The 11,702-nt window shown below is 53.5% G+C and carries 12 protein-coding genes and 1 tRNA gene; 2 read left to right on the plus strand and 11 right to left on the minus strand.

Annotated elements, in window-relative coordinates; genetic code table 11:
• Positions 1-16 precede the first annotated feature (16 nt).
• From ricT to tmk, 3 genes are read right to left on the minus strand one after another with little or no spacing between them, the layout of a single operon-like run.
• Positions 17-1,324 carry a regulatory iron-sulfur-containing complex subunit RicT gene (gene ricT, locus RRY12_00430; GenBank protein ID MEG2183135.1) on the minus strand — a complete coding sequence of 436 codons (1,308 nt, stop codon included), beginning with the start codon at positions 1,322-1,324 and terminating at the stop codon, positions 17-19.
• Positions 1,296-2,039, minus strand: coding sequence for a hypothetical protein (locus RRY12_00435; GenBank protein MEG2183136.1), 744 nt, complete (start codon positions 2,037-2,039; stop codon positions 1,296-1,298). Before RRY12_00435 ends, ricT begins: the two co-directional genes overlap by 29 nt.
• A complete protein-coding gene (gene tmk, locus RRY12_00440) occupies positions 2,036-2,641 on the minus strand; it encodes a dTMP kinase (protein MEG2183137.1) in 606 nt (201 codons plus the stop codon). Before tmk ends, RRY12_00435 begins: the two co-directional genes overlap by 4 nt.
• 94 nt (positions 2,642-2,735) lie before the next feature.
• Here tmk and RRY12_00445 point away from each other — a divergent pair, with 94 nt between their 5' ends.
• Positions 2,736-3,626 (plus strand): MBL fold metallo-hydrolase, encoded by an 891-nt coding sequence (locus RRY12_00445; GenBank protein MEG2183138.1) that lies wholly within the window; start codon positions 2,736-2,738, stop codon positions 3,624-3,626.
• A 198-nt stretch (positions 3,627-3,824) separates the two neighbouring features.
• Positions 3,825-4,667 carry a Bro-N domain-containing protein gene (locus tag RRY12_00450; protein MEG2183139.1) on the plus strand — a complete coding sequence of 281 codons (843 nt, stop codon included), beginning with the start codon at positions 3,825-3,827 and terminating at the stop codon, positions 4,665-4,667.
• Between the two features lie 87 nt (positions 4,668-4,754).
• Here the strand turns inward: RRY12_00450 and RRY12_00455 are convergent.
• The 8 genes from RRY12_00455 to RRY12_00490 form a co-directional block, all read right to left on the minus strand.
• Positions 4,755-4,851: transfer RNA gene (locus tag RRY12_00455), tRNA-Sec, on the minus strand.
• Between the two features lie 74 nt (positions 4,852-4,925).
• A complete protein-coding gene (locus tag RRY12_00460) occupies positions 4,926-6,233 on the minus strand; it encodes a thymidine phosphorylase (GenBank protein MEG2183140.1) in 1,308 nt (435 codons plus the stop codon).
• Positions 6,230-7,054: a purine-nucleoside phosphorylase gene (locus RRY12_00465; protein ID MEG2183141.1), complete on the minus strand. Its 825-nt coding sequence runs from the start codon at positions 7,052-7,054 to the stop codon at positions 6,230-6,232. Before RRY12_00465 ends, RRY12_00460 begins: the two co-directional genes overlap by 4 nt.
• A gap of 12 nt (positions 7,055-7,066) precedes the next feature.
• Positions 7,067-7,972 carry a tyrosine-type recombinase/integrase gene (locus RRY12_00470; protein MEG2183142.1) on the minus strand — a complete coding sequence of 302 codons (906 nt, stop codon included), beginning with the start codon at positions 7,970-7,972 and terminating at the stop codon, positions 7,067-7,069.
• Positions 7,969-8,514 carry an NUDIX hydrolase gene (locus RRY12_00475; GenBank protein MEG2183143.1) on the minus strand — a complete coding sequence of 182 codons (546 nt, stop codon included), beginning with the start codon at positions 8,512-8,514 and terminating at the stop codon, positions 7,969-7,971. The genes RRY12_00470 and RRY12_00475 overlap by 4 nt, the downstream gene beginning before the upstream one ends.
• 12 nt (positions 8,515-8,526) lie before the next feature.
• Positions 8,527-9,462, minus strand: a complete 936-nt coding sequence (fmt, locus tag RRY12_00480) for a methionyl-tRNA formyltransferase (GenBank protein MEG2183144.1) — start codon at positions 9,460-9,462, stop codon at positions 8,527-8,529.
• Positions 9,462-9,953 carry a peptide deformylase gene (def, locus tag RRY12_00485; GenBank protein ID MEG2183145.1) on the minus strand — a complete coding sequence of 164 codons (492 nt, stop codon included), beginning with the start codon at positions 9,951-9,953 and terminating at the stop codon, positions 9,462-9,464. The genes fmt and def overlap by 1 nt, the downstream gene beginning before the upstream one ends.
• Before the next feature lie 120 nt (positions 9,954-10,073).
• Positions 10,074-11,699 (minus strand): S1 RNA-binding domain-containing protein, encoded by a 1,626-nt coding sequence (locus RRY12_00490; protein ID MEG2183146.1) that lies wholly within the window; start codon positions 11,697-11,699, stop codon positions 10,074-10,076.
• Between the last annotated feature and the right edge of the window lie 3 nt (positions 11,700-11,702).

Consider the following 11,702-nt stretch of genomic DNA (forward strand, 5'->3'; position numbering starts at 1 on the left):
CCTGCGCCTCCGTTCTTTATGCTTCCGTTGCCGCCGCCGGTTTCTGCTGGCTCGGTTTTCTTCTTCGCTGGAAGGTACGCTTTTGCTTCTCCGGCGCGTTTTTAGTTTCCTTCGGCGGCCGGTTCTCCTCCTGTGCGGGCTGCTGCTGCTGTTTTTGACGCGGAGGCTGCGCTTCGGCCGCCTGCGTCTGTGTCTGAGCCTGCGCTCCGTCGCGGTGTTCGTGCTTGCCCGTGTGCTTCCTGCGCTTTTTCTGCTGATGGTCGCGGCCGTCCTCGCGGCGTTGGTTTTGGCGCGGCGCGTCGTTATTCTTTGCGCCCTTTTCTTCCGACTGCGCCTGCTTCGCCTCGCAGCAGCATTTTCTTCCGTCGCCAGGCGTCCGCTGCATACACTTCGGGAAGATGTCGTCCATTTTGAGGCCCTGTTCTTCGACGGCCTCTTCCGGAACTATCCATTCTCCGCCGCTTGTCATCGTCGCTTTGAACTCTTCAAACCTGTCCTTTGGCACAATTACCTCGCCTTTGCCCGGTATATAGCAGCGCAGACTCTTTGTGGGCAGTTCTATGCCGGATACGATGACGTTTCCCGTTGGAGTTTTTATCTTTGAACCGGGGTTAGGGAAGCCTTCCCACGCCTCGTGATAGACCTCGTATTCGTAGCACATGCAGCACATGAGCCTTCCGCAGATACCGGATATTTTAGCTGGGTTGAGCGCAAGGTTCTGTTCCTTCACCATCTTTATGCAGATGGGCGCGAACTGATTGAGCCAGTAGCTGCAGCAGCACGGCTGTCCGCAGGGGCCTACTCCCTTTATGATTTTTGCCTCGTCGCGCACTCCGACCTGACGCAGCTCTATGCGCGTTTTAAATTCACGCGCGAGGTCCCTTACGTAGGCGCGGAAATCAACGCGCTGTTCCGACGAAAAATAGAAGAAGAGCTTGCGCTTCGCGCGCAGGAACTCAACGTCTATCAGCTTCATGTCAAGATTGTGCGGCTTTAATATCTTCTTGGCCTCAAGCAGTATATCCTTCTCTTCGTCGCGGTAGTCGTCGGCCATCTTTGAATCTTCGTCTGTCGCAAAGGAGATAAAAGCGAGGTCCGTCACCACCGGCTCCGAATTTTTAACCATTCCGTCCCCATGTTCCGAGGCGTTGCGCAGGAGCCTGTATTCCGTCTCCTGACGCGTGTCCACCTGACCTACAACTACGGCCAGCTCTTCTCCGCGCACCGACTCTACGATTATGCTGGAACCTTTTTTTATATCTCCGTCATACTCGACAAGCCCGATATATCGCGGCTTACCATAAATTGCCAAGTATTTGTTCATCCGAAACTTCCTCCTTGAATAGGGCAAACACCAAATCTTCTATTACAGCGACAGATAATCTGCGCTGCTGCATAACGCGAATAAACGAATCAAGAGCCGCAGCCCTTTCGTAATCTTTATGGTCGGCGAGGTGCCTTATCCATCCCTGCATCTCCAGATAGAGAAGCTCGGGAGTAGGCTTTCTTCCCGCGTCCATCCACTTTGCCCATTCAGCCGCGCTTTGCGGCACTGGGCGAGGCTCCGTCACATCCGCAGGAAGGTCTATATGCACCGACCAGACGCGGCTTTTTATCGTCGGAATGAGAGAATCCTCCTCCGACATGAAGAGGACGCTGCCGTGAGCCGGCGGCTCCTCTGTAATTTTCAAAAGGCAGTTTGAAGCCTCTATAGATAATTTATCCGCCATCCAAATGACGGCGAGGCGTTTTTCCGAAGCCACAGGATGCAGCGCAAGCTCCCCCTGAAGCCTCCGGCACTCGTCTATCGAAGGAGGCGCCTGCTGCGAACCGGCGCAGATGAGGTCGGGATGCTCACAGCCGTTCCACAGGCTGCTGTCGCCAAGGATGAGCCGTCCGTATGCCTCGGTAAAACATTCCTGCATGACGGAGGGGATGATCACCCCAACCGACTGCGGCAGCCGTGAGGAGCGCGCCGCGTCGCAAAGCTCGCGCCAGCCTTTTGCGGCCTCAATAAGCTGCATCGCCTCAGGCGTCAAGCCAGCAGGCCCCTTTCACAAAGCGCCCCTTTGAGCCTTTTAAAAATTTCATCCGGCCCGTCTTCGCGGCAGTCGATGACGAGCCACCGGTCAGGCTCCTTCGCGGCAAGAGCGGCGTAGCCCGCGTCTATTTTTTTCATGAAGGCAAGGCCCTCTTTTTCAAAGGCGTCGGGCCTTCCTCTTTTATTTACACGCGACAGCGCAAGTTCAGGCTCTATCTTAAAATAGACCGTGCAGTCCGGCGCGGGCAGCGCAAGCGTCGACGAAATGTCGAGCACGCGTGCAAGCTCCATGCCTCTTCCCCAGCACTGATAAGCAATGGTCGAATCCTGGTAGCGCTCGCATATTACGGGGCGTCCCTGCGCAAGCGCCGGCTCAATGAGCCTGGCGCAGTGCTCCGCGCGATCCAGCAAAAACAGGAAAAGCTCGCTCCACGGATGCTTGAGCCCTTTCTCCAGCACAAGCTCGCGCAACGCCGCGGCGCCGTCCCAACCGCCCGGTTCCCGCGTTAGGAGCGCTCCTTTATGCGCGAAAAGCTCATAAAGCATCTTTGCCTGTGTAGATTTGCCGCAGCCGTCAATGCCCTCAAGGGTAATGAACATCGTATCCCCGCCTTTACAATAGATAATCATAACATATAATTGAGAATGATACTTAATCTAAGAGTTCTTATTTTTATTGATTGGGGTGTAAAAAATGTACGAACTTATCCAATTGACCGAAAAAAGCTGGTATATAAAAAATCCCGCAAACGTAGGGCTGTACAGACTCGACGATAATAGCGTCTGCCTAATAGATTCCGGCAACGACAAAGAGGCCGCGCGCAAGATTTTAAGAAAGGTTACTGAGTCCGGCTGGACGGTAAAATATATCATCAATACGCACTCAAACGCCGACCATATAGGCGGCAACCAGTTCATACAAAGCCGCACCGACTGTTGCGTGCTCTCTACGGAGATTGAAAACGTCTTTGCTAAAAACACCATGATGGAGGCCTCTTTCCTGTGGGGCGGCTATCCCATAGACGAGCTGCAAAATAAATTTCTCATGGCCAAACCTACGGAAGATACGAAAAATATTGAGGAGAACCTACCTGGCGGCCTTGAAACAATAAAACTGCCCGGACATTATTTCGATATGATCGGTATCAAAACCGACGACGGAGTCTGTTTTCTTGCCGACTGCCTGTTCAGCGAAGATATAATAAATAAATACCATATATTTTTCATCTATGACGCCGCGGCCTTCCTTGAAACTCTTGATATGCTTGAGACGCTCGAGGCTAAAATTTTCGTTCCGTCGCACGCCGAACCTACAGAAAACATTGCGCCGCTCATCGCGGCAAACCGCGCCAAAATTTTAGAGATAGCCGCTCTTATATGCGATATATGCGAAAGACCGCGCGGCTTTGAAGAAATTTTAAAAGAGGTCTTTGCGCATTACGGCCTGTCTATGGACGCAAACCAGTACGTGCTGGTAGGGAGCACCGTCCGTTCCTACCTCGCATACCTTCATAAAATCGGCAAACTTGCCTTCTACTTTGAAGACAATCGTATGCTATGGCGCAAAGAAGAAAGAACGGAATAATTTTTGCGTAACTACATACAGACGGCAACTATTTAACGAAGCAGCGCCTCCGCCTGAACGCGCTGCGCCAGAGTCGTCATGAGGCGCGAGATCTTCTGCATGGACGATGATTTGAAACTACAGGATCGACATTCGCTATAATCATAGTTAATATTATTGACGTTACATCATTTTTCTTTCTTTTGGGGGCGGCGCTTAATGTCAAATAAAATAGCTTTGTTTGAAAATAAAAAGATACGTTCCGTCTGGGTAGAGGCTGAGGAAGAGTGGTATTTTTCCGTTGTGGATGTCGTTGAAGCGTTGACCGACAGCGCAGATCCTAAGCAATATATCAAAAAGATGCGCAGCCGAGATTCGGAGCTTAATGGCAACTGGGGTACAATTTGTACCCCAGTTGAGATGATCGCAGCTGACGGAAAACGAAGAAAAGTGCAGGCCGCAGATACACGTGGTATACTCCGCCTGATTCAATCAATACCCTCCCCCAAGGCAGAACCCTTCAAGCTGTGGCTCGCGCGCGTCGGCGCGGAGCGTATCGAAGAAACGGCGGACCCTGAGCTGGCAATCGACCGCGCCTTTGAAACGTATCTTAAAAAAGGTTACACAAAAGAATGGATTCATCAGCGGCTGCTTTCGATACGCATCAGAAACGACCTCACGGCTGAATGGGATACACGCGGTGTTACGAGGGGCATGGAATACGCCATACTCACCGACGAAATAACGAAGGCGTGGACTGGGATGACGACACGGCAATATAAAAGCCTTAAAGGACTCAAGAAAGAGAATCTTCGCGACAACATGAGCGACCTAGAGCTTGTGCTGAATATGCTCGCCGAAGCAACGACGACTGAGATATCAAAGACCGTGAAGCCGGAAACGTTCGATGAAAATGCCACTGTCGCACGCCAAGGCGGGCAGGTGGCGGGAAACGCGAGAAAAGAGATAGAGGCAAAGTCCGGCCGCCCTGTAATTACCAAGCAAAACGCAATAGATTTTACCAATATTATTGAGCTGATTGCAGAAATAGATCAAGAGTAAAAAGATAACGCGAGCTGAAACAGTCATATCCGAGTGGATCAGCATCAGTGAAATTTGAGAGAATGTAAAAGAACATAAAAGAATAAGTGGCGGAGGCGTGTAGGAATCGAACCTACCGAGACGGGCGTTACCCACCTCCACCGGATTTGAAGTCCGGGCCCAGCACCAGCTGAAACTCACCTCCGAATGCAACGCGGTAAAGTTTAGCAGAAAGACGGCCTTACCGCAATGAGCATTTGAACAATTTTTAGCAAAAAATCAAAGCACGCGGCCCATGATCAATGTGCGTTTGCTCTGTTTTTCACCGGTCTCCCAGCAGTTGCTGAGGTACTCCATGCAGAGCTTTAGTTTTTCGTCGGAATTGTAGTAGATTTCCAGTACAGCCTCGCCCGCGGATACTTTATCGCCGATTTTCTTGTTAACGCGTATCGCCACGGCTGGGTCTATCTTATCATCCATCTTCTGGCGTCCTCCGCCAAGCGCGCGTAGCGCTTCGCCTATGGAGAGCGCGTCCATTTTTGTGATGAAGCCGTCGCTTGCGGCTGTTATTTTGAAGACTTTTTCAGCCTTTGGCAGCAGTTCCAGCGGTCTTTTCGTCACATTTGCGTCGCCGCCCTGCTCGGAAATGAGCTGCGCGAATTTCTCCAGCGCGGAGCCGTCGGCTATGGCGCGTTCGGCGAGTTGTACGCCCTCTTCGGGGGTCGGCGCTATTTTTGAAAGGCAAAGCATCTGTCCGCAGAGCGACAGGCAGAGTTCCCTTGTGTCGGAAGGCCCGCGGCCGTTCAGCACTTCTATTGATTCATAGACTTCCATAGCGTTTCCAACCCATTCGCCGAGCGGCTGTTCCATGTCGGTGATGAGGGCGGAACATCTTTTGCCCAGTTTTTTTGAGGTGGAGACGAGCATCTCCGCAAGCTCGCGCGCGTGATCGTAATCTTTTTCAAAGGCGCCGTTGCCGCATTTTACGTCAAATACGAAGGAAGAGGCGCCTCCGGCTAGTTTCTTGCTGACGATGCTCGTAGTGATGAGCGCGTTTGACGGGACTGTTCCGGTGACGTCCCGCAGCGTGTAGAATATTCCCTCTGCTGGAGCCAGTTTCGGTGAATGGCCTGAGATGGCGCATCCTATTTTCCCCATCTGCGATAAAAATTCTTCGTTTGTAAGGTGCATCCTCATGCCTGGTATCGCTTCAAGCTTGTCAACGGTGCCTCCGGTGAAGCCAAGGCCGGGGCCTGATAATTTTGAGATTGAGGCGCCGCACGCGGCGGCAAGGGGAATGAGCACGAGGGAGGTTTTGTCGCCTACGCCGCCTGTGCTGTGTTTGTCTACGACGCTGTGTTCGGCTGGAAATTTGTAGGTGACGCCGGAGGCCGCAAGTTCCTGCGTCAGCGCCATTATCTCGTTGTCGTCGAGGCCGTTGAAGTATACGGCCATGAGCCAGGCTGCAAGCTGATACGACGGTATTGTTTTATCCATGAGGCCCGTTATCAGCGCATGGAATTCCAGCGGCCCGTGGCCTCCTTTGTCGCGTTTTTTTTCAATAAAATCTATCATCGAAAAACTCACAGCGTTACCTCCTCAAAAAAGCGCTCTATGAGGCGCGAAAGTTCGCCCGCTGATGCGGACATTACCTGAAGCACGTCCTGATGCGTCAATTTTTGGTCTGTGATGCCGGCTGCGTAGTTTGCGGCGCAGGAGAGCCCCAACACTTTGATGCCCATGTGCGCGGCCGTTATCACCTCCGGCACTGTGGACATGCCGACAATATCGGCGCCCAGCGTGCGCGCCATTTTGATTTCCGCCGGAGTCTCAAACGACGGCCCGCTGAAGGCTATGTAGACGCCCTCTTTTAACGCGATATTTTCTTTTACGGCTATATCTTTGACGCGCTTTGTGTAGTCTTTATCGTAGGCAGAGCCCATGTCGGGAAAGCGAACGCCCCAGTGGTCGTTGTTGACGCCTATCAGCGGGTTCGTGCCCATGTAATTGATGTGGTCGGTTATTGCGACTACAGTGCCGGGCGGTATCTCAAGGTTTATGCCTCCCGAGGCGTTTGTGACGACGAGGCACTTGATGCCCAGCTCGCCGAGCACACGGACGGGAAAGGTCACCTCCGGCATCGTGTAGCCTTCGTAGTAATGCACGCGGCCCTGCATGACGGCCACGGGAACTCCGCGGAACCAGCCGAAAATCAGCCTGCCCTCGTGCCCTGGAGCGGTTGAACGCGGCCAATAGGGGATCTCCTCGTATGGTATTACCTCCGGGCGTTCTATCTGCTCCGCGATACGGCCAAGCCCGGAGCCGAGAATGAGCGCGGCCTTGGGCGTTATTTCAGTTCTTTTTCTGATGTATGCGGCGGCTTCGTTTACTTTGTCCCAATAGTACATTGCAGCATCTCCTTAGTGGGCGCGCGGGTGATATTTATCGTAACAGTCGCGCAGTTCCGTGTCTAGATGAGTATATTTTTCCGTCGTCAGTATAGAGTTGTGTCCAAGTATCTCCTGAAGCGTGCGCTGGTCCATGCCGCCTCGCAAAAGATGCGTTGCGAAGGTGTGGCGCAGGACGTGAGGGTGGAGCCGTTTGCGTTCGACCTTCGCCATTGCGCCGCGCTTGTGCATTATTATCCACAGAGATTCACGGTGCAGCTGGCGTCCGTTTCGTGAAAGAAAAAGCCACTCGGCGGAGTGTTTGTCAAGTTTTGGCCTGTACTCGCCGATATATTCTTTTATGATGCGGCAGATGGCTCCAACAAAGGGTATGGTGCGGTCCTTATCGCCTTTGCCGCGCGCATACAGTATCCCGCTTTCCGCGTCGAGGTCCCTTAATTTTATACTGCAAAGCTCGGAGGCGCGCATTCCGGCAGCGTACGCGAGTTCTATAAAGGCGCGGTCACGCTTGCCTAACGCGGTCCCGTCCTCGCAGGCGTTCAATATCCTCTGTATCTCGCCTTCACTTAAAATTTGGGGCAGTTTTTCCTCTTTTGAGGAAAGCGGTGCAAGCCTAGGTAGGTTGTCGGTCACTCCGTCAAACTGCAAAAACTTTGCAAACGAGCGCATTACCGCGCCCATTCGCTGCACTGTGCTCTTTTTTTTGCCGCAGCTTTGCTGAACGAGCAGAAAACGCGACACGGCGTCGGCGTTTATGTCAAGTGGGTCGCGGCACCCGGATTTACAGTATTCAAGCCATATAGCGAGATCCGAGGCGTAGGCTCTTTTTGTGTTCTCGCTGCATCCGCGTTCCAGCCTTATGTAGTCTGAAAAGCGCCCTAATATTTTTTCAAGTTCTATCTGGTCTGAACGGTTCATTTCCCGAACTTTTCGGCCATATACCAGTAATAGGCCATGAGGGTCTTTCCGTCGATTATTTTATTGTCCGCGATGAGCTGCCTTACCTCGCCGGTCGTGAAACGGCAGACCTTTATATATTCGTCGTCGTCCTCCTGGAGCTTGGAGCTTTCAAGCTGCGTCGCGTAGAAGAGCGTTATCATCTCCGTGCAGTAGCCGGGCGAGGTGTAAAATTCCGCGACCCTTTCAATGCGGCCCGGTCTGTAGCCGATCTCCTCCTGAAGTTCACGGACCGCCGTCTCTTCCGCGTCTTCTCCCGGCTCTACGAGGCCCGCCGGTATCTCGTATATATCTTCGTCGATGGCGTGGCGGTATTGTCTTACAAAAATGATCTCCCCGCGCTCGTTTACCGGCAGCATCGCAACGGCGGATTTATGGAGCACCACCTCGCGTATCTTTTCGGAGCCTGACGGGAACTTTACGGTGTCTATCCTGAGGTCCAGGATGCGGCCGTTGTATTTGTTTTCTGAACGGATGATGTTTCTCAGATCATTTTGCTCCACCGCGAAAGCCTCCTATTCTATTGCTTCGCCCTCTGCAAGCCGTGCGCCGCGCGCCCAGTCTGAGGCTGGCTGCGTTTTTTTGCCCTCCGGCTGCACCTCCTTCAAAAGAAGCGCGCCCTCTTTGCATCCGACGACAGGGCCGTTTTCCGTGATTCGCAGCGCGCCGCACGCAAGCGCTGCGGCTGGTACGGCCTCCGCTTTGTGTACGCGAAGCCTTTTGCCGCGCGCCATACAGAAGACGCCGGGCGCTGTCCCTATTCCCCTTATTTTATTGACTATCTCGAAGGCTGTTGCGTTCCAGTCTATCCGGCCCTCGTTTTTATCTATCTTCGGCGCGCAGGTAGCCTTTGTTTCGTCCTGCTCAGTGAAGCGCCAGCTTTCTGGAGGCGTGCCGCACAGCAGCGATAAAAGCGCCTCAGTGCCAGAGGCGGCCGCCTTTTCAAAGAGGCTGTTCACGTCGTCCGACGCCTCTATCACAAGCGGAGGCTGCGCCAATATCGGGCCGGAGTCCATGCCGGCGTCGAGCCTGAATATAGAGACCGCGCTTTCCGTCACTCCGTCCATCAAAGCGCGCTGTATTGGAGCGGAGCCGCGGTATTGCGGCAGCTTTGACGGATGGATGTTTATGCAGCCGTAGCGCGGGAGCGAAAGCAGCGGCTCTTTGACTAGGTGGCCGAAGTCTATGACGAGTATGACGTCGGGGCGCGCCGCCTTTATCCACTCTATGCGCTCGTCGTCGCGCGATAGCCTCTCCGTCGTAAAGGTTGGAAGCCCAAGCGCAAGCGCCGTATCCCATACTGGGGTATTTTGGAGCTTGAGGCCCCGTCCTGACGGTTTTGGCGCGTTTGTGACGACCCATGAAGGGCGCAGCCCGCCCGACAGCAGTTCGAGGCAGCGCGCGGCAAACCGTCCAGAACCCATGAAGCCTACGGAAAGCTCGTTTTGCATTATCTCTCCGCCGCCTTTTTAGCGATCCTTTTTTTGAGGAACTGACGCTTCAGCGGAGATACCCGGTCTATGAGCAAACGCCCGTTTAAGTGGTCTATCTCGTGATGAAAGACGCAGGCGAGAAAACCGTCAAGCTCTTTTAGGAAGAGTTTTCCGTTTTCATCGTAATAGCGGACGTTTAGTTTTTCAGGCGAATCTACCTTTTCAAATATCCCTGGAAAGCTGAGGCATCCTTCTTCTCTGCGCACGGAGCCTTCTTCGTTTGTTATCTCTGGGTTTACGAGCACGAACTTTTCTCCGTTATAGTCGATCACTATAACTTTTTTTGCCTCGCCCACCTGTGGCGCGGCAAGCCCAAGGCCGTCGCTTGCGTACATCGTCTCCCACATGTCGGCGACCAGCGTTTTTAATTCTTCGTCGAAAACCTTTATCTCCCGCGTCTCTTCCCGAAGGACGGGATCGGGGTAAACGCATATTTGTCTAAGGGCCATATTGGACCTCCTGTCATAAAACATATACTATCCTGTGTGGATATTGTAACGTAAAACGCCCCTCCGCTCAACATAAAATGAGCGGAGGGGCGCGTCTGTTTATTTATTTGCGGTCAGAGCCTATTCAGCCTCTTCCTTCTCCTGATGCTTGAGGAGGTCGCCTATCGAGAAATTCATCTCTTCCTGCGGGAGCTGGCTGTTTGAGGTCTCGCGGCCTCTGCGGTCGCCGTCGGGACGGCGGCGGCGCGGACGCTCTTCGCGTCTGTCGCCCTGATTCTGCTGGGGCTGACGCTGCTCGCGGGGCTCACGCTGTTCGCGCGGCGCGCTTGCTGCGGGAGCTCCCTCTTCACGGGGCGCGCGTTTTGCGTGCTCTTCATGCGCGGGGCGCAGTGAGAGACGGATGCGGCGCTCTGTGGGGTTCACTTCGAGTACGCGGGCTGTGACTTCCTGACCCTCCTGAAGCACCTCTTTGGGGTTCTCGACTCTCTGAGTTGAGAGCTGGGAGATATGGATGAGGCCTTCTACGCCCTCTTCAAGCTCTACAAAAGCTCCGAAGTCGGCAAGTCTCACTACCTTTACGGGAACTTCCATATCTTTGAGGTACTTTTCGGCGGCATCCTTCCACGGATCGTTGAGCTGCTTGTATCCGAGGCTGATGCGCTTGCGGTCTGTGTCGACTTCGATAATCGAAACTTCGACCTTCTGGCCCTTTTTAAGAACTTCCTTCGGGTGCTTGATGCGCGTCCAGCTGAGGTCGCCTATGTGGATGAGGCCTTCTACGCCGGGCTCTATTTCAACAAAAGCTCCGAATTCTGTCAGGTTCGTGACTGTACCGTCTGTGAGCTTGCCGGTCGTCCAGCGCTCTGTCACGGTCGTCCACGGATCGTCAAGCGTCTGACGGATCGAGAGAGAGATTCTGTTGTTCTCTTTGTCGATGCCGATGACCCTAACCTTGACGTGGTCGCCCTTGGCTACGATATCCTTGGCCTTCGCGTTGCGCTGCCAGGAAAGTTCGCTGATATGTACAAGGCCTTCCATTGCTCCGAGGTTGACGAACACACCGAATGAAGTGATGCTGCTGACGTCGCCTTCGAGAGTGTCTCCTTCGTGGACTTCATCGTAGAAGGTCTGGCGCACGCCCTGAAGCTCCTCTTCGATGAGGCTGCGGCGTGAAAAGACCAGACGGCGCTTTCTGCGGTCCTTTTCGATAAGTTTGACGGGGAATTCCTGATCGAGGAGTTTTCCGGGGTTTACGCCATGTCCCTCCTGGGTCAGATGCGAAATGGGGATGAATCCTTCGATGCCGCAGCAGCTTACGATGAGGCCGCCCTTTACCTTACGGATACCCTTGACGTTGACCATTTCGTTTTTCTCAGACTCTTCTTCGAGCCTGTTCCAGCGATCGTCAAACTCGCAGCGCCAGCGCGAAAGACTGAGCTGTGCATCCTCGCCCTGATTGATGTTCGTGACCTGCACTCTCACCTTGTCGCCGTTCTGCGGTTCGGGAGTCTCTTCAACGAGGACTCTGTGAGTCCATTCCTTGCGGGGAAGGAAACCTTCGCACTTGTAGCCTACGTCCACAAGCCAGCCGTCCTCGCGCGCGTCAACAACAGTACCGTCTACTACCTTGCCGCGATGGAAATCACCCATCACGTCGTACTGCTGCATCATTTCTTCCATTGTTTCTTCTTTTTCCTGTGTTTCCGGTGTTTCAATGCCGTCTTCTGTATGAAGCTCGTCAACCATACC

Source organism: Cloacibacillus sp., assembly GCA_036655895.1.
GTDB lineage: Bacteria > Synergistota > Synergistia > Synergistales > Synergistaceae > JAVVPF01.